Consider the following 17736-nt stretch of genomic DNA (forward strand, 5'->3'; position numbering starts at 1 on the left):
TACGCGGCAAAGCGTCGCGTATATGCCGTCAAGGCGTGGGACTGATAGAATCGCCGCCGGTTCACACGAGGTTTATCCATGCACGACACCCACAACGAGCGCATGAGTGGTAGCGAGACTCGCGCCGCCGGTGGCCTGGCCCTGGTCTTTGCCTTTCGTATGCTGGGCATGTTCATGGTGCTGCCGGTACTTGCCACCTACGGCATGGACCTGGCCGGCGCCACGCCTGCGCTGATCGGCCTGGCCATCGGTGCCTACGGCCTGACCCAGGCGGTGCTGCAGATCCCGTTCGGGATGATCTCCGACCGCATCGGCCGGCGCCCGGTGATCTACCTTGGGCTGATCATCTTCGCCCTCGGCAGTGTGCTGGCAGCCCAGGCCGACTCGATCTGGGGCGTGATCGCCGGGCGCATTCTGCAGGGCGCCGGGGCGATCTCGGCAGCGGTCATGGCGCTGCTCTCCGACCTGACCCGAGAACAGCACCGGACCAAGGCCATGGCCATGATCGGCATGAGCATCGGTTTGTCGTTTGCCGTGGCAATGGTTGTGGGGCCATTGTTGACGCGCGCGTTTGGTTTGTCGGGATTGTTCCTCGCGACTGCAGGACTTGCCCTGGTCGGCATCCTGCTGGTGGCCTTCTTCGTGCCGCATGCGCACAGCACCCTGCAGCACCGCGAGTCGGGGGTGGCGCGCAAGGCCATCGGCCCAACCCTGCGCCATCCGGACCTTCTGCGCCTGGACGTGGGTATTTTCGTCCTGCATGCGATCCTCATGGCCAGCTTCGTTGCGCTGCCCTTAGCCTTTGTCGAGCGCGGCGGCCTGCCCAAGGAAGAACACTGGTGGGTATACCTGACCGCGTTGTTCGTCTCATTTTTTGCAATGGTGCCGTTCATTATCTACGGCGAAAAAAAGCGCAAGATGAAGCGTGTGTTGCTCGGTGCGGTGAGCGTTCTGCTGCTGGTCGAGGTGTTCTTCTGGCAGTGGGCTGACAACTTGCACGGACTGGTGATCGGCACCGTGATATTCTTTACTGCCTTCAACCTGCTGGAGGCATCCTTGCCTTCGCTGGTCAGCAAGGTGTCGCCCGCCGGCGGCAAGGGAACGGCCATGGGGGTTTATTCCACCAGCCAGTTCCTCGGTGCCGCGCTGGGAGGAATCATCGGTGGCTGGTTATTCCAGCATGGTGGTCTGGGCATGGTGTTCGTCGGTTGTGCGCTGCTGTGTGCTGTGTGGTTGGTCGTCGCCTTGAACATGAACGAGCCGCCCTATGTGACCAGCCTGCGCATGCCACTGACGCCTGAGGCGGTCCGGGAAGCCGGGTTGACCGAACGCCTGATGGCCGTGCCGGGTGTGACCGACGCCGTGGTGGTGGCAGAAGAAGCCGCCATCTATATCAAACTGGATACGAAAATTTTGGACCGTGCGACCCTCGAGCGTCTGGTAAATCCAGCCTCATCGGCGTGCGAAGCCTAGGAGAACGTTATGGCCCGTGGGGTTAACAAAGTCATTCTGGTCGGTACCTGTGGTCAGGATCCCGAAGTCCGCTACCTGCCCAACGGTAACGCCGTGACCAACCTGAGCCTGGCCACCAGCGAGCAGTGGACCGACAAGCAGTCCGGTCAGAAGGTCGAGCGTACCGAGTGGCACCGTGTGTCGATGTTCGGCAAAGTTGCCGAAATCGCCGGTGAGTACCTGCGCAAGGGTTCCCAGGTCTACATCGAGGGCAAGCTGCAGACCCGCGAGTGGGAAAAAGACGGCATCAAGCGCTACACCACTGAAATCATCGTCGACATGCAAGGCACCATGCAGCTGCTCGGCGGCCGTCCGCAGAACCAACAAGGCGGCGGTGATCAGTACAACCAGGGTGGTGGTAACAACTACAACCAGGGCGGTGGTCAGCCACAGCAGTACAACCAGCAGCCACAGCAGCAGGCACCGCGTCAGCAGGCACCACGCCCGCAGCAGGCTCAGCAGCGCCCGGCGCCGCAACAGCCAGCGCCACAGCCGGCGGCTGACTTCGACAGCTTTGATGACGATATTCCGTTTTAATCAATAGTCTTGTCGTAATAAAAAGCCCGCAGCATCTTATGCTGCGGGCTTTTTTATTGACTCGATGTCAATGTTTCGATGGTTTGTTAGTGAAAGTTGCAGGTGTGCTTCAAAGATAACTTTTAGTGTAGGAAGTTTCTGAGGTTGCTTGCTTGGTAATCAATGCCCGAATTTATTAAGTACAATCCGCTTTTTCAAGGAGCGGGCCCATGCAGGACATCATTTCTTCAAGTCGAATTACAATCAAAGACTCGCAAAGCGAGTATTGCGTTGCCGGCTTTGTCGATGCCTATCAGGCATACGTCAACGCTGAGGAGGGCGGCGCAGTGTATGCCTACTGGCTGTTGGTAGGCGTGGGCTTTCTCGTGACAGCCATCGGTGTCATCACCATGATCTTCGGCCCGGAAACCATAACGTATAACAGCATGGCTGGGCCGACGTTATTCGAGTATATACAGATCTATCCGGGGCCTATCGCAACGATTGGTAGTGTGTGCATGGCTGTGGGCAGCAAGTTGGGTTCGAAGGAAATCATGACCTACGAGTCCTATTTGCAGGCCAACTATCAGTTAAAGTCTGAAGACGGTCAGGATGTGTCTAATACCGTCAAGATCACTCACCTGGGTGAAGATAAATTTGAGATTACATTGAATCAATGATTCGCTTGCTGAGCGTCTTGGAATCCCGCGCTTGTCTGGAGTAGCGAAGGCCCCCAGCGCTGCAACGCGCCGAGGGCCTTTTGGGATCATGCAATTTAGACTTCAAACACGCTGCCGATCAGCTTCAACCAATCTGCAGTCGCTTGATTTCCAGCACTTCGACCTTTTCCCACACCTTCTGCTCAAGGTAGGGTTCACTCTGCAGCCAGATATCGAGTGCGGCGCGGGACTCAAAAGCGACATGCACGTTGGAGCCGATCATCTTGCCCTCGGTGTTGAGCAGTGCTCCGCCGCCAAGGAAATTGCCACTGGCGGCCAGCGCGTGCAAGCGCGCCACATGCTCTTCACGGCACTGCAGGCGGCGTTCAAGGGCATCGTCATAATCGTAGGCGATAAGCGCAAATTGCATGGTTCAGTTCCTGAAGGTTGGGTTTTCGGCTCAGTGCCGCGCGTGTTGCTGCATCGGCTGATGCGTCGCAGGAGCGGCTTCGCCCGCTGGCCGCGATACCAGCGCAGCAATTGCCGCAATCAGTGCAAGGCCACCAATGAAGCAGGCTACCGGCAACCAGTCGTGGTTATCAGCCATCAGCGCATAGCAAATGCTTGGTGAGAAGCCGGCGATGATGAAGCTCAGTTGGGTCGCCAGGCCAACCCCGGTATAGCGCACACGGATGCTGAACATCTCGGCATAGAAGGATGGCCATAGTGCATTCGGCGCACTGTAGAGCACAGATTTGAGCAGCACGGTGCTAAACATGATCAGGCCGATGTTCCCGGTGGTGATCGACCACAGGAACAAGAACACTCCAGCGCTGCAGGCGAACGCGCCCAGGGTGAAGATACGCTTGCGGCCGATGCGGTCAGCCAGCAGGCCGAACAGCGGTTGGCAGAGGAGGGCGACGGCCTGACTCGCGGCAATGGCCGTGAGCATCGACGCGCGCTCGACCCCCTGATTGTTGGTCGCCCAGGATAAGCCAAAGATCATCACCAGCGACGACACCGAGCAGATCAGGGCGCAGCAGAACACAATGATGAAGGCGCGCCCTTCATGGCGGAACAGATCAGCGACAGGCAAGTGTTCTGGCTTGGCTTTACTGGCTTTGAATTCCGGGCTTTCTTCGACGCCGCGGCGGATTATCCAGGTGATGATGACCATTACTGCACTGAGCAGGAACGGGATCCGCCAGCCCCAGCTGAGCAACTGTTCCTCACTCAGCATCGTTAGTGGGATGAATACTGACGTGGCGAGGATCGAGCCCATCGATGCGCCATTGATCAGCCAGCTGGTGTAGAACGATTTGCTCTTGCCCGGAGCGTGCTCCATGGTCAGCAGGCTGGCGCCGACCTGCTCGCCGCCAGCAGAAAAGCCCTGCAGCAGGCGGCACAGCACCAGCAACGCTGGCGCCCATGCGCCGATGCTGGCGTAGGTGGGCAGCAGGCCGATGGTGAACGTGGCGATGCCCATCAGCATCAGGGTCATCATCAGTACCTGTTTACGCCCGAAGCGGTCGCCAAGGTGGCCGCAGACCAGCGCGCCTACGGGCCGGGCCAGGTAACCGACGCCGAACGTGGCCAGGGCTGCCAACGTCCCCGCCATCGGGTCAGACGAGGGAAAGAACAGCGTGCTGAAGACCAGCGCGGCAGCAGAGCCGTAGATAAAAAAGTCGTAATACTCGACGACACTGCCCAGAAAACTGCCGAATGCAGCTCTGCGGGCCATGCGCCGATTGTCGGTCGCGTGAGTTTGCATGGGTTAGCCTTTCTTGTAATTGTGGTGGACGGGGCTTGCAACAGGTCAGCGGCTGCCGAACGGCGCCAATTGGCTGCCTCCACAGACGTGAATCACCTCGGCAGTGATAAAAGCGGCATCTCTCGAGGCCAGGAATGAAGTGGTGCCCGCAATGTCCTCGGGCGTGGTCAGGCGCTTCAAGGGTGTGCTGTTGATCGAACCCTGGGCCATCTGCTCGAAGCTATCGGCATCACGGCCATCGAGCGTGAAAGCCGAGGGCAATAGTCCAGGCGCGATGGCGTTGACGGTGACGTTGTGTGGCGCCAGCTCGCGCGCCATCGAGCGGGTCAATCCGACCAGGCCCGCCTTACAGGCGACATAGGCCGGTGGGCCGCCGGCCACCCAGCAGCGCGAGACCATATTGATCACTCGGCCGCTGTTCTGCCGCTGCCAATAGGGTGCAACCTGCTGACACAGCAGGGCCGGACCGCGTAGGTTGACAGCCATCATGTGATCCCACTTGGCGACGTCGAAATCGTAGATCGAGCCGCGGTGATTGACCGCTGCGTTGTTCACCACGACATCGATGCGGCCAAAGGCAGCCCCAACATGCTCCACCAAGGTAGCGATGGAGGCCGGATCGCCGAGATCGGCGTGCACTGCCAACGCTCTCTGGCCCGGGGACAACGGCAGTTGCGCGACCAGGCTCTGCGCTGCCTCAAGGTCGAGGTCCGCCGCGACCAGGTCCAGGCCGTCCTGGCTCAAGCGAGCGCAGATGGCCCGGCCCAGTTCGCCAGCGGCGCCGGTGACCAAGGCAACCCGACGCGGGTCGGTGGAAGTGTTCATTGGCAAGGTACCTCTTGGCTGGCAGCAGGGACGAAAGGTGTCAGGTTCAGGTAGCGGCCGATCAGGTCGCGGTTACGCCGCAGCTTGTGCAGGTCACTGTGGCGGGCATCGAAATCTTCTACCGAAATCCAGTCGGCAAAGCCGTTGGCACGCAGGGTGGCGAGCATTGCCGGCAGCGGCAGTACGCCTTCATCGGGAGGGCACCATTGCCACTGCCAGCCTTGGCCGGGGCCGAGTGGTTGGTACGCGACGTTCTTGACCTGCACATGGGCCAGATGCGCACCCATCAGGTCGAGCGACATCTGCACATCCTCGCGGCCTTCGATGGCCAGGTTGCCGAGGTCATAGATGATGCCTAACCGCTCGGCGGGGTAATGTTCCGCCACGCGCATGGCCAGCGAAGGGCTGGAACAGATGGTGCGTTGATGCACCTCCAGCGCCAGACGCACGCCGGCCTGTTCGGCCAGTGGCAGGATCTGGTCAAGGAAGCGGCGCATGCGCGCATAGGCCGCTGGATAGCGCTCATCCACGTAGCCAGGTGCCCATAAGCGTAACCGAGCCTGACCTGCCCGAGCGGCGAGGTCGATCATGTGCTGCGCCTGGTCAGTGTCGCCAACCGCCAGGTAAGGGCTCAGGCAAAAGATTTCCAGGCCGGCGGCCTGGCAGCGCCGGTAGATGTCCTCGACCGCGTGTACTGTCGGGGCGATGGTGCAGCGATTGTTGCTGCGGGCATCCCAGGCGCGAGCAAAGTCCAGGCCAGAGGTATCGGCAACGCGCCACTCAACGCCTTGATAGCCGTGCTCGGCCAGTTGCTCAACCAAGGCTTCGGGAGCCAGGCTTGGCAAAGATGCGCTGGACGCGCCGAGCCGTGGCGGTGAGGTTGAGATCATATGATTGCCCTGGTTATCGGTTCCGTGTGGATAGGGTCGATGCTAGAGCAAACTTTTTGTTGAATAAATTGATATAAAATCAGCGCTTGGTTAACTTGTGGGTTGAACAAGGAGCCAGTCATGCACCTTAATGCCATCAACCTGCGCCACTTTCGGGTGTTTCTTGCCGTGGTCAGCGCTGGCAGCCTGGTCACTGCCGCCAAGCTGCTGCACATCACTGTTTCAGCCGTATCGAAAAGCCTCAAGGAGCTAGAGCAAGAGCTGGATGTGCAGTTGCTGCTGCGCGGGCGCAAGGGTGTGCAGTTGACCCAGGCCGGTGAGGCCTTCAACAAGCACGCAGCGCAGACCATGGCCAGCTTTCGGTTGGCCATGGACGAAGGCCAGACGGCTGCGCCGGCACCGCAGATCCTCAAGGTTGGAGCGTTGCCGACAGCTGCGGGCTACATGCTCGCACCCGTGGTGGCGCAGATGCGCGAGCGCTACCCGCATGTACAGGTTCGAGTGGAATCCGGTATGTATGACTACCTGGTGGGCAAGCTGCGCACCCGCGAACTCGATCTGATCGTCGGACGGCTGATTGGTCGAGACATGCTCGGAGTGATGTTCGAGGCGTTATATGAAGAGGATTTGCTGCTGGTGGTGCGCACGGGACACCCGCTGGCCCAGCGCGAGCAACTGCAGTTGGATGATTTGCGCGCGCACGTACTGCTGGCATCCCCGCAAGGTACCTTGGTGCGAACCAGCATCGACAACTTCCTGCTCAGCAGTGGTGGCGTTCAACGCTTTCAGATTCAGGAATCGCTGAGCGAGACATTTTCTCGGGTATACGTCCACGACTATGACGCCGTGTGGTTTGTGCAACGCGGGGTGATCGACCTGGATCTGCGCTTGGGGCTGGTGCAGCAATTGCCTTTCAGCAGTTCCCTGCTGCGCGCACCGATTGGCCTTACTTCAGCGACTGATCGGCCGCTGTCTGACGTTGCGCAGATGTTTGCCGGGATGCTTCGGCAGTGGTGTACCGCCCGCTCTGCTCAGCGCTAGAGCGGGCATCGGCGGCGAATCTGAAGCTGCCGATGCTTTCTTTAGGCAATCAGGCCTTCAAGCCCGCTCCCCACACAGATCCAGCGCAAACCAATGCTCCGTCGCCTGCGCATCCAGCCCCGCCCCAAGCAAGCCAAACAACTTGCCCAGCGCCGCTTCGCGGGTCATGCCGCCGCCGCTGATCAGGCCAGTGTCACGCAGCCGGCTACCGGCGGCATAGGTGTCAAATACCACCGAGCCGACCGGGCACTGGCTGATCGCAACGATCACCACGCCGCCTTGGTGGGCGTCATGCAGCACATCCAGCAGGGCCTGGTCGTCGGACGGCCCGGTGCCGCTGCCGTAGCACTCCAGCACCAACCCTTGCACGCCGCTGTCGAGCAGGCCGCGCAGGTGTTCTGCCTGCAGGCCGGGGAACACCGGCAATACCGCCAGCTTTACCGGCTGGCGCAGCTGACGGTAGTCAAGCACAGCCGGGATGGCTGGCGCGCGCTCGCTGTCGCGATGACGGGGCAGGGCGGCGAAGGCGTCGAATGCCTCGCTGCGCAGCTTGGAGGCGCGGCAGCCGTGCAGCAACTGCTCGTGGAAGTACAGCTGCACGCCGTCCTCGATGCCGCTTTCGAGCAGGCGCAGGGCGCCGATCAGGTTGTCCCAGGCGTCGCTGTCTGGCGCGCCGGCGGGCAACATCGAACCGGTCAGCAGCACCGGCACCGGCAAGCCGAGCAGCACGAACGACAGGGCTGCACCGGTGTAGGCCAGCGTATCGGTACCGTGCAGCACCAGCACGCCGTCGTGGCCGTCACGTTCCACCGCTTCGACAATCGCGTCACGCATGGCCAGCCAGTTGGCTTGCTGCATGTTGGCGCTGTCCAGCAGTGGGTTCATTTCACGCAGTGTCCACTGTATCTGCGGAGCATCGTCAAGTTGCGCCAGATGCTCGCGCATGCGCACGTCGAAGCCGCCCGCCGGGGCCAGGCCCTGGGGTGTTTCGAGCATGCCGATGGTGCCACCGGTATAGAGGACGAGAAGATTCTTGACTGCACGCATGGCGCATTCCGTAACGATGAGCGGAGAGAGAAGCAGCCGCCCGCGAACGGGGCGGCTGGCTGGGGAGGATATCAGCGCTGGGTCTGAACCTGACCGACGGTGTTGTCAGCGGTTGTTTCAGCGGCTGCCGGAACTGGCCAGGCGTTGCGGTCCAGGTCCAGGTCAGGGAACTTGCTCGAATCGAACACTGGCTGCTTGATGCCAGCCTTGCGCTGCACATCGTAGTCGCGCATGACCCGCAGGCCGATGTTGAACAGCAGGGTCAGGGCGATCAGGTTGACGAAGGCCAGACAGGTCATGGTGATGTCGGCGAAGGCGAACACGGTCGACAGGTCTTGCGCCGAACCCCATACGATCAGCGCCAGGACCAGGCCGCGGTAGCCCATCAGCACCGAACGCTTGCGGGTCAGGAACTGCAGGCTGGTTTCGCCCAGGTAGTAGTTGTAGAGGATGCAGGTGAAGACGAACAGCGACAGCGCGACGCTGACGAACAGACGACCCCAGTCACCGACTACAGCGGCCAGCGAGTTCTGGGTCAGGACGATGCCGTCACCTTCGAAGCCTGGGGTGTAGAAGCCCGACAGCAGGATCAGCAGTGCGGTGCAGGTGCAGATCACGAAGGTGTCGAGGAACACGCTGAACGCCTGCACCACGCCCTGTGCGCCAGGGTGCTTGACCGCGGCCACGGCAGCAACGTTGGGCGCACTGCCCAGGCCCGCTTCGTTGGCGAACACGCCACGTTTCACGCCCATCACGATCGCGCTGCCGAGCAGGCCGCCGAACGCAGGGTCAAGGCCGAAGGCGCTTTTGAAGATGGTTTCCAGCATCGCTGGCACGTGCTCGATCTGGCTGCCGATCACATACAGGGTGACGCCGATGTAGGCCAGAGTCTTGACCGGTACCAGCAGGTCGGACACCGAAGCAATACGCTTGATACCACCGAGGAAGACGATCGCCAGCAGCACTGCCAGGGCGATACCGGTCTGCTGCGGCGGGAAGCCGAAGGCATTTTGCAGCGAGTGGGTCACGGTGTACGACTGCAGGCCGTTGAAGGCGAAGCCGTAGGTCACCAGCAGCAGCAGCGAGAACACCACCGCCATGCGCTTGAATTTCAAGCCATGCAAGATGTAGTACGCCGGGCCGCCACGGTACAGGCCATCGCCATCGGCGCGCTTGTACACCTGGGCCAGGGTACATTCGAAGAAGCTGCTGGACATGCCAACCAGCGCGGTCACCCACATCCAGAACACAGCGCCTGGGCCGCCGAGGGTCACAGCGATGCCGACACCGGCGATGTTACCGGCGCCAACGCGGCCGGCCAGGCTCAGCATCAGTGCCTGGAACGAGCTCAGCTGGCCAGCCTGGCCACGCAGGGATTCTTTGAACACACCGAACATGTGGCCGAAGTGACGGAACTGGACGAACCGCGAGCGGAGGGTGAAGTAGCTACCAAGTCCGACGATAAGGACGATGAGCAGCTTCCCCGAAAGGAAATCGTTGAGTACTTCGAGCATGGCAAATGACCTCGATTCTTATTCTTCGCGTGGAATGACCAGCGGCGGCAACGACGCGCCGCTTTTCGTTGGGCGCATGGTTGGCCATGACAAGAGTCGTTACAATTTCGCGGGTTGCTCTCAGTTGGCGCGACTTGATGCTATGCTTGCATCACTCGCATCAGCTGGACCTCGTACATGAGCGATCATTTCGCTAGCAACCTGAAATTGGCCTGTAGCCACTACCGCTCTATCTCCGAGGTTTGCCGGCAGCTGTCGATCAACCGCGCCCAGTTCAACAAGTATTTGAGCGGGCAGAGCCGTCCGACGGCCTACAACCTCAAGCGCATCGGCGATTTCTTCGGGGTCGAGGATTACGAGCTGAATTTGCCGCCCGAGCAGTTTGCCCGGCTGATAGGTGCGCGCATTCCTTCGGAGCAGAACGGGCCGTTGAACGACCCCATCAGTGAGCTGTTCAAGCCTTTGCATGCGCATGCCGGCAATCTCTCGCGCTATTGCGGCTATTACTTCGAATACTCCAACTGCATGTCGGTGCCGGGTACCATTCTGGTGTCGCTGGTGCATTTGCGGGAGGAGCGCGGCAGCTTTCTGTTCGAGCGCCAGGAACGCCAGGAGCGCAGCAGCGCCACCGACCTGCATGCCGAAGTGCGCTGCCGCTACCTTGGTGCGGCGTTCCAGCTGCAGGACCGCATGTTCCTGATCGACTACGAATCACTGACCCTCAACGAGATGAGCCAGACCATCCTCATCCCCAGCTTCAAGAGCCGCATTACCCGCTTGAACGGGCTCAAGACCGGAGTCTCCAGCGGCGACCGGCGCAACCCGGCCTGTACCCGCGTGGTCTGGGAGTTTCTCGGCGAGGAGATCAACCGCATCAATGCCTACCGGCAGGTCAAGCTGTACCGCCCGGATGATCCGCGCATCGACGATGACGTGCGCGAGCGCCTCAGCGTCGGCCCGCTGAGCAACGGCCTGTTCGAGATCGAGTAGGCCGCCTCAACCGCGAATGAACGCTGCGGTCACCTCTGCCACCTGGTCGGCGACTTGCGGATTGTCTCGCAGGTGAGCGGCGATGCCGTGGTCGCAGTCGGTCAGCAGCAGGCACTCGACATGTGGCGCCGGCACTGAGCGCAGCAGGGTATGGGTGACTTCTTCCGGGATCGGGCTGTAGCGCTGCACGCCAGACACCCAGCGCGTCCCCGCCGAGGTCCCCGCGCCTTGGCCATAAGCACGCGAATTAAGCCCGTCGTACTCACCGATCACCAGCAATACCTGGCCGGTAAAGGTGCGCAAGAATTCATAGCTATCACATTGCAGAAAGGCGAACGGCTGGCGAATCGCTGCGGTGAACGCCGGGCCGAACGGCGCCTGGTGCGCCGCGTCCGGGTAAACCGCCGGGCAGATCAGCACCAGTTTGGAGATGCTTGGCAACTGCGCGGCCATCTTCAGCGCAATGGCTGCACCAAGGCTATGGCCGATCAGGGTATGGCACTGCTCGGCGATATGCTGATGAAAGCTCAGTGCCTCGTGCAGATTGGTGTGCAGCGACGGCGCGGCGGCGCCCGGTTGGCTGGCCAGGCTGTGGCCGGACAGGTTACCGCTGAGCGAGCCGATGCCCTGCGCCTGCAGGCGATACAGCAACGGGTTGAGGCGGGTGAAGTCCGAGCGTGCGCCACCGACGATAAAGGCGGGCGGGGCGTGTGCAACATCGGGCACCAGCAGTCGTGCCTGCTGCCGATAGCCGTCGAATGACTGTTCGATGAACCGCTCTGCGCCGGGCGCTGCCTCGTCGTACTGCCAGGTCGAACGGTGTGCAGCGATGGATTCGGTGGGCATTTTGACCTTCGCGCTGAGCAGGGGATGGCGCGCTCAGTATAGGTCGATAACAGCCTTGCGAAGTGCGCCACTGCAGTGCCGAGCAACGCCGCAATCCAGCAGGCGTTGGACTTCCCCTGTCGGAAACCGCAAAATGCTTTTTCTTCCAACGATCTGAGCGGACTTTTTTACCCTATGCGTATGCGCCTGATGCTGTTGGGTGGTGGCAATGCCCTCGGGCAAGCGCTGATTCGTCTCGGGGCCGAGGAAGACATCGGATTCCTGGCGCCGCGTCCGCCGGACAACGGCTGGGATCCGGCCAGCCTGACCCTGCTGCTGGACGAACACCGCCCCAACGTGGTGATCAACCTCGCCTATTACTTCGACTGGTTCCAGGCCGAGGCGGTCAGCGAACAGCGCCTCGCCCAGCAAGAGCGCGCAGTCGAGCGCCTGGCCGAGCTGTGCCAGCACCACGAAATGATCCTCGTGCAACCTTCCAGCTATCGCGTGTTCGATGGCTCGCGGGCCACTGCCTACAGCGAAAAGGACGAGCCGGTGCCCCTGGGCAGCCGCGGCCAGGCGCTGTGGCGGGTCGAGCAGAGCGTGCGCGCAACTTGCCCGCAGCATGTGCTGCTGCGCTTTGGCTGGGTGCTGGACGAGAGCATCGATGGCACCCTCGGGCGCTTCCTGACCCGCGCCGAGCAGCCGCAGGAATTGCTCTTGGCGGACGATCGCCGCGGCAATCCGACGCCAGTGGACGATGCGGCCCGGGTCATCCTCTCGGTACTCAAGCAACTCGACTGCGCCGCGCCGCTGTGGGGCACCTATCACTACGCCGGCAACGAGGCGACCACGCCGCTGGCGCTGGGCCAGGCGATCCTTGCCGAAGCACAGCAATGGCGCCAGCTCGCAGTGCAGGCACCCACCGCCCAGGCCCATGCGGCACGGCCGGATGCCAGCGAAGAGCCGCAAAATGCGGTGTTGGCCTGCAAGAAGATCCTTCATACCTTCGGCATCAAGCCGCGCGCCTGGCGCTCGGGCCTGGCGCCTTTACTGGACCGATTCTACCGACATGGCTGACGCCCCTATTCTGATCACCGGCGGCGCGGGCTTCATCGGCTCGCACCTGTCCGACGCCTTGCTGGGCAAAGGCTATGCGGTGCGTATCCTTGACGACCTGTCCACCGGCAAGCGCGCCAACCTGCAGTTGCAGCATCCCGGCCTGGAGCTGATCGAAGGCGATGTCGCCGACGCCGCTCTGGTCGCCCGTGCTGCCGCTGGCTGCCGCGCCGTTGTGCATCTGGCTGCCGTGGCCTCGGTGCAGGCCTCGGTGGATGACCCGGTGAAAACCCACCAGAGCAATTTCATCGGCACGCTGAATGTCTGCGAAGCCATGCGCCTGAATGGCGTGCGTCGGGTGCTGTTTGCCTCCAGCGCCGCGGTGTATGGCAACAATGGCGAAGGCCAGTCGATTGCCGAAGATACCCCCAAGGCGCCGCTGACGCCTTACGCAGTGGACAAACTTGCCAGCGAGCAGTACCTGGACTTCTACCGCCGCCAGCATGGCCTGGAGCCGGTGATCTTCCGCTTCTTCAACATTTTCGGCCCGCGCCAGGATCCGTCCTCGCCGTATTCCGGGGTGATCAGCATCTTCAGCGAGCGCGCTACCCAAGGCTTGCCGATCAAGGTATTTGGCGACGGCGAGCAGACCCGCGACTTCCTCTATGTTGGTGATCTGGTCCAGGTCATGGTCCAGGCCCTCGAGCAACCGCAGGTGGAAGAGGGCGCAGTGAACATCGGCCTGAACCAGGCCACCTCGCTGAATCAGCTACTGGCCGCGCTGCGCGACGTCATTGGCAGCCTGCCGGAAATCAGCTACGGCGAGGCCCGCTCGGGCGACATCCGCCACTCCCGCGCCGACAACGCACGCTTGCTGGCACGCTTCGACTTCCCTCAACCAACGCCGATGGTCGAAGGTTTGGCCAAGCTGTTGGGCAGGGGCTAAGCACCGTTCTGCAGGTCGCTCAGGCCTGCGGGAAACCCATCTGCGCGTCAGACCTTTCTGAAATCAAATCCAAATGCTTCTGCAAAAGCCCGTCTAGGAATTATCCTACGCGTCTTTCGGAAGCAGCTCAGTTGTCGGGGAATCACCTCAGTCCTAATGTCACAGGGTCGCCAGAAGTGGTGACCGGGTGTGAGAACCCGACAACACAAATTACGGCCAGTTTATGGCAGCCGTGCGCGGGCAGACTTCGGTCTGGCCGGGTTTCTCTTGTGTCTCGGTTTCTCACCCTGTGCACGGCTGCCACCCTCAATCCGTGAGAAGAGCGACGGTGGTGGTTTTCTGTGAACACACAAGAGACCTGACCATGAAAAAGCTCGTCCCGGATCCGCCAGTACCCTATTTTCTGATTAACGCCGAACTCAGCGCGGAAGATGCGCTCGCCCAGGTCGACAAGCTGCTCGACTGCTTGAACGGAACAATCAAAGCCAATCTTTTCGGTGAGCCTATTGGCATCCACAAGTACTTGCTGGAGGTCATAGAGGTACTCAACCAGTTGATACTTGCGTTGGTTGCGCATGCCAGGGACAAGGAGGCGGTGTCATGAAAACCGATATCAAGCACCGCAAAACTCAAGGCCAGACACCTTGCCAGAACCTTTTCTGCGTACAGCGTGATGTGCCACTTGATCAGGCGTTCTCGGAGCTATCCGTACTCCTGGGCTGTATCCGCCATCTCGCTACAGAGGCGGAGATGGAGAATGATCGGCAAGCAGGGAGCGCTGTACGAATATTGAGTGAGCTCGCCAAGGCCCTGATCGATGATATGGAGCTGGGTGTCAGCAGAGCACTGGTTTCGCACTGAAACCCATCCGCTTCAAGGTCTCTGTGTTTATCTCTGGCTTGAGATCGCTGGCGCCCGCAGCGGCCCCAGCGCACTCGACACCGCGCTAACGACCCGACTGCTCGCGGATAATTCCCGGCTCCCTGGCTACGTAATTAGCCGCGACCTGGCTTCACCCCATGCCGCACCACCCGCCGCAGGCAATCGTCCGGCCCCACCACGCGGCCATCCCTGGCTTGCACCTGCAGTGTCTGCAAAGGTTGGCCGTGGGCACTGTCGAGCAGTTGCGAGCGGGTTTCGCCGGCTTCGAATAGAAATTGCTCGCCCCACTGGCGCAGGCCAATCACGATGGGAAACACCGCGCGGCCCTTGTCGGTCAGTGCATATTCCTTGTACGCGCTGCCATCCGAGGCGGGTTGCAGGGTCAGCAGGCCGGTTTCTACCAGCAGCTTGAGGCGCGAGGAGAGGATGTTCTTCGCCAGGCCGAGGCTCTTCTGCAGCTCACTGAAGCGGCGCAGGCCATCGAACGCATCACGCAGAATCATCAGCGCCCAGCGATCACCGAGCACCAGCAGCGCGCGTGCCACGGGGCATTGGTTGTTGATCGGGTCCAGCATGGCGACAACCTCGCTTGTTTATCTGGTTGCAGATTAAAACCACATTTGCTAGAAAGCCAGTAAGTGGTTTCAATATGAAACCAGTTGTCGAGTGCCTGCCATGACCGCGTTCAGCCCTGCGCCACTTACCCGCTCACTCACTCTGTTGCTTGCCGTGACCTGTGCACTGGCTGTGGCCTCGGTGTATTTCGCTCAACCGTTGCTCGAGTCGATGGCGACCAGCCTGGGGGTGGCAACGGGCAAGGTCGGGCTGGTCGTCGGCGCGACTCAGGCCGGCTATGCGGTTGGCCTGTTGCTGGTCGTGCCATTGGGCGATCTGTTCGAGCGCAAGCGCTTGATCGTCTGTCAACTGCTGCTCTCGGCCGCGGCGCTGCTGGCGGTCGGGCTGGCGCAGGACTGGGCCGTATTGCTGCTGGCGATGAGCCTGGTCGGGCTGCTGGCGGTTGTGGTGCAGGTGGTGGTGGCGCATGCCGCGACCTTGGCGACAGCGCAGGAGCAGGGGCGCGTGGTCGGCCAGGTCACCAGCGGCGTGGTGCTGGGCATCTTGCTGGCGCGACTGGTGGCTGGTGGGTTCGCCGACGTTGCCGGCTGGCGCAGCGTCTATTTTGTTGCTGCCGGGTTGGCGCTGTTGATGGCTTTGCTGCTCTGGCGCAAGTTGCCGAGCGCGCAGCCAGGCGCCCGCAGCGCCAGCTATTGGCAATTGCTGGCGTCGGTTGTCGGTCTGTATCGACACGATCGGCTGTTGCGCCAGCGTGGGCTGTTGGCCTTGCTGACCTTCGCCGCTTTCAGCGTGCTGTGGAGTGCAATGGTACTGCCGCTGAGCGCACCAGCGCTGGCGCTGAGCCATACCCAGATCGGCCTGTTTGGCCTAGCCGGAATCGCCGGTGCGAAGGCAGCGTCACGTGCCGGGCGTCTGGCTGACCAGGGCCACGCGCAGCGAACCACAGGCGTGGCCTTGCTGCTGTTGCTGCTGTCGTGGGTAGCCACGGCCTTTCTTGAATACTCATTGCTGGCGCTGGTGCTGGGCGTAGTAATGCTCGATTTTGCCGTTCAGGCGGTGCACGTCACCAACCAGACATTGCTGCTGAAAGGGCGCAGTGAGATGGCCAGCCGCCTGATCGGGGCCTACATGTGCTGTTATTCGCTGGGCAGCGGGGTGGGGGCGGTAGCGGCGAGCTGGGTCTATGCGCGCTGGGGCTGGATGGCCGTGTGCGCAGTGGGCGCGGGGTTCAGCGCACTGGCCTTGATTTATTGGCTGTATCTGCGCTGGCAAACAGGCAATGGCCAGCGCTGACAGCAAAAAGCCGCTGCCTGATGGCAACGGCTTTGTCATGCAGCAACGATCAGAACTTGTAGCCAATACCGACCATGTACACCCATGGATCGACTTCAACGTCGACCTTGGTCTTGCTGTAGCCCAGTGCGGCAGGGCCGTCGACGGTGGCTTTGGTGTCGATGTCGACGTACCAGACCGAGGCGTTGACCAGCACGTTGTCGGTGATCATGTAGTCCATGCCGACCTGGCCGGCGATGCCGATCGAGTCCTGCATCTTCAAGTTGCTGAAGCCTTGCTGCTTGCGCGCGCTGCTCAGGTCTTCATCGAAGAACAGGGTGTAGTTGATGCCCACGCCTACGTACGGCTGGAACTTGGAGGCTGGGTCCATCGGGAAGTACTGCAGCGACAGGGTCGGTGGCAGTTGCTTGATGTCGGCCAGCTTGCCATCCAGGCCGCCGCCCAGGCCCTTGACGCCAACGGTGTGCTGGAACGGCGTGGCCGCCAGCAGCTCGACGCCGATGTGATCGCTGAGCATGTAAGCGAAGGTCAGGCCCAGCTGCGTGTCGCTGGTCAGGGTTGCCTTGGTGCCGGCTACCTTGTTGCCGTCGAAGCGCAAGTCGCCGCTGCTCTCGTTGGGCGCGGTGGTGATGGCGCCGGCGCGGACAATGAAATCACCCGGCTGGTGAGCGTGGGCAGCAGGCGCAACGAGGGCCAGGGCGACGAGCGAGGCGCCGAGCAAGGACTTGTTCATGGAAGCTCCGAAAGGACATTGGTAATCAATGGCCTAATGGTACGAAGGCGCTTAAACCAAATGTTTGACCCAGCTCAACGAAGCGCGGCATAGCCGTCCTGCGGGCTTATTTCAGCTCGTAGGCGTAGATTTTTTCGGCTTCCATCTGGTAACCGGTGTCGGCCAGCTCGCTGCTGCTGGCTTTGACCTGCATACGCCCTTCGATCCAGTACGGTTGGTACAGGTCTTCGACGCGTACGCCCATCTCGCTGAAAATATGCACGATCTGATTCGACGGCGGTGGCGGCACGTGAATGCAGGCGCCGTAATACGGCACCAGCAAAAACTCGGTGGTACGGCCTTCTTCACTGACTTCCAGCGGCACGATATAGCCCGGCAGCTTGACCTGCTGATTGTCCAGCGCCTGCACCACCGGAGCATTGGCCGATTGCTGTGGTGCTGGCGGCGCGGACTCGGCCGCCAGCGCGTTGCCGATCTGCGACAGGTCGTGCAGCGGCGCCAGCTGCGGGGCTTGCACTGGCGCGCCTTCGGGGATCAATGCCGGCCAATCCAGCTCGCGCGGCTCAGCCGCCCACACCGGCGAGCTGAAGAGCAGCACCAGTAGCATGAGGCAGCGCGGGAACTGAGCGCTAAGGCGGGGCAGACGCATGGTAATCA

At 61.5% G+C, this 17736-nt stretch carries 20 protein-coding genes; 10 read left to right on the plus strand and 10 right to left on the minus strand.

All coding sequences use genetic code 11. The annotated features are described in order from the left end of the window. Window positions 1–78: 78 nt before the first annotated feature. The 3 genes from M2396_RS21845 to M2396_RS21855 all read left to right on the plus strand — a co-directional run bounded on the left by M2396_RS21845 (window position 79) and on the right by M2396_RS21855 (window position 2708). Window positions 79–1473: an MFS transporter gene (locus M2396_RS21845; protein WP_101322331.1), complete on the plus strand. Its 1395-nt coding sequence runs from the start codon at window positions 79–81 to the stop codon at window positions 1471–1473. Window positions 1474–1482: 9 nt separating this feature from the next. Beyond that, a complete protein-coding gene (locus tag M2396_RS21850; RefSeq protein WP_101322330.1) occupies window positions 1483–2049 on the plus strand; it encodes a single-stranded DNA-binding protein in 567 nt (188 codons plus the stop codon). 209 nt (window positions 2050–2258) lie between these two features. Continuing rightward, window positions 2259–2708 carry a hypothetical protein gene (locus M2396_RS21855; RefSeq protein WP_259078777.1) on the plus strand — a complete coding sequence of 150 codons (450 nt, stop codon included), beginning with the start codon at window positions 2259–2261 and terminating at the stop codon, window positions 2706–2708. Window positions 2709–2832: 124 nt separating this feature from the next. On the opposite strand, the gene M2396_RS21860 is transcribed toward M2396_RS21855, so the two are convergent. From M2396_RS21860 to M2396_RS21875, 4 genes are read right to left on the minus strand one after another with little or no spacing between them, the layout of a single operon-like run. Beyond that, complete coding sequence (locus M2396_RS21860) at window positions 2833–3117, minus strand: YciI family protein (protein ID WP_101322328.1); 285 nt, start codon at window positions 3115–3117, stop codon at window positions 2833–2835. A 30-nt stretch (window positions 3118–3147) separates the two neighbouring features. Further along, complete coding sequence (locus tag M2396_RS21865; RefSeq protein ID WP_224785599.1) at window positions 3148–4458, minus strand: MFS transporter; 1311 nt, start codon at window positions 4456–4458, stop codon at window positions 3148–3150. A gap of 45 nt (window positions 4459–4503) precedes the next feature. After that, window positions 4504–5283 (minus strand): SDR family NAD(P)-dependent oxidoreductase, encoded by a 780-nt coding sequence (locus M2396_RS21870; protein WP_150571012.1) that lies wholly within the window; start codon window positions 5281–5283, stop codon window positions 4504–4506. Further along, window positions 5280–6173 (minus strand): sugar phosphate isomerase/epimerase, encoded by an 894-nt coding sequence (locus tag M2396_RS21875; RefSeq protein WP_101322326.1) that lies wholly within the window; start codon window positions 6171–6173, stop codon window positions 5280–5282. The genes M2396_RS21870 and M2396_RS21875 overlap by 4 nt, the downstream gene beginning before the upstream one ends. Window positions 6174–6293: 120 nt before the next feature. Between M2396_RS21875 and M2396_RS21880 the strand changes: the two genes are divergently transcribed. Continuing rightward, window positions 6294–7214 (plus strand): LysR substrate-binding domain-containing protein, encoded by a 921-nt coding sequence (locus M2396_RS21880; protein ID WP_101322325.1) that lies wholly within the window; start codon window positions 6294–6296, stop codon window positions 7212–7214. A gap of 57 nt (window positions 7215–7271) precedes the next feature. Here M2396_RS21880 and M2396_RS21885 read toward each other — a convergent pair whose 3' ends face one another. Both M2396_RS21885 and M2396_RS21890 read right to left on the minus strand, forming a co-directional pair. Beyond that, window positions 7272–8261, minus strand: coding sequence for an asparaginase (locus M2396_RS21885; RefSeq protein WP_150571011.1), 990 nt, complete (start codon window positions 8259–8261; stop codon window positions 7272–7274). A gap of 71 nt (window positions 8262–8332) precedes the next feature. After that, window positions 8333–9775 carry a sodium:alanine symporter family protein gene (locus tag M2396_RS21890; protein WP_101322323.1) on the minus strand — a complete coding sequence of 481 codons (1443 nt, stop codon included), beginning with the start codon at window positions 9773–9775 and terminating at the stop codon, window positions 8333–8335. Window positions 9776–9952: 177 nt separating this feature from the next. Here M2396_RS21890 and M2396_RS21895 point away from each other — a divergent pair, with 177 nt between their 5' ends. Beyond that, entirely contained in the window at window positions 9953–10765 is an 813-nt protein-coding gene (locus tag M2396_RS21895; RefSeq protein ID WP_101322322.1) for a helix-turn-helix transcriptional regulator, read from the plus strand. A 6-nt stretch (window positions 10766–10771) separates the two neighbouring features. Here the strand turns inward: M2396_RS21895 and M2396_RS21900 are convergent, their stop codons facing one another. Then, the gene (locus tag M2396_RS21900) at window positions 10772–11611 is read right to left on the minus strand and encodes an alpha/beta hydrolase (protein ID WP_101322321.1); all 840 of its coding nucleotides are present in this window, start codon (window positions 11609–11611) and stop codon (window positions 10772–10774) included. A 174-nt stretch (window positions 11612–11785) separates the two neighbouring features. On the opposite strand from M2396_RS21900, the gene M2396_RS21905 reads away from it, so the two are divergent. From M2396_RS21905 to M2396_RS21920, 4 genes are all read left to right on the plus strand, one after another. Further along, window positions 11786–12670, plus strand: a complete 885-nt coding sequence (locus M2396_RS21905) for a sugar nucleotide-binding protein (protein WP_101322320.1) — start codon at window positions 11786–11788, stop codon at window positions 12668–12670. Beyond that, window positions 12663–13595 (plus strand): NAD-dependent epimerase/dehydratase family protein, encoded by a 933-nt coding sequence (locus M2396_RS21910; RefSeq protein WP_150573709.1) that lies wholly within the window; start codon window positions 12663–12665, stop codon window positions 13593–13595. Before M2396_RS21905 ends, M2396_RS21910 begins: the two co-directional genes overlap by 8 nt. A 364-nt stretch (window positions 13596–13959) precedes the next feature. Then, window positions 13960–14199, plus strand: coding sequence for a hypothetical protein (locus tag M2396_RS21915; RefSeq protein ID WP_259078779.1), 240 nt, complete (start codon window positions 13960–13962; stop codon window positions 14197–14199). Beyond that, the gene (locus M2396_RS21920; RefSeq protein ID WP_150571006.1) at window positions 14196–14456 is read left to right on the plus strand and encodes a DUF3077 domain-containing protein; all 261 of its coding nucleotides are present in this window, start codon (window positions 14196–14198) and stop codon (window positions 14454–14456) included. The genes M2396_RS21915 and M2396_RS21920 overlap by 4 nt, the downstream gene beginning before the upstream one ends. A 134-nt stretch (window positions 14457–14590) precedes the next feature. On the opposite strand, the gene M2396_RS21925 is transcribed toward M2396_RS21920, so the two are convergent. Then, complete coding sequence (locus M2396_RS21925; protein WP_259078781.1) at window positions 14591–15052, minus strand: helix-turn-helix domain-containing protein; 462 nt, start codon at window positions 15050–15052, stop codon at window positions 14591–14593. 100 nt (window positions 15053–15152) lie between these two features. On the opposite strand from M2396_RS21925, the gene M2396_RS21930 reads away from it, so the two are divergent. After that, window positions 15153–16346: an MFS transporter gene (locus M2396_RS21930; RefSeq protein ID WP_259078782.1), complete on the plus strand. Its 1194-nt coding sequence runs from the start codon at window positions 15153–15155 to the stop codon at window positions 16344–16346. Window positions 16347–16395: 49 nt separating this feature from the next. Here M2396_RS21930 and M2396_RS21935 read toward each other — a convergent pair whose 3' ends face one another. Further along, window positions 16396–17079 (minus strand): OmpW family outer membrane protein, encoded by a 684-nt coding sequence (locus M2396_RS21935; RefSeq protein ID WP_101322316.1) that lies wholly within the window; start codon window positions 17077–17079, stop codon window positions 16396–16398. Window positions 17080–17185: 106 nt separating this feature from the next. Beyond that, entirely contained in the window at window positions 17186–17728 is a 543-nt protein-coding gene (locus M2396_RS21940; protein ID WP_181089823.1) for a DUF3299 domain-containing protein, read from the minus strand. Window positions 17729–17736 lie beyond the last annotated feature (8 nt).

The organism is Pseudomonas sp. BIGb0278 (assembly GCF_024809895.1).
GTDB lineage: Bacteria > Pseudomonadota > Gammaproteobacteria > Pseudomonadales > Pseudomonadaceae > Aquipseudomonas > Aquipseudomonas shirazensis.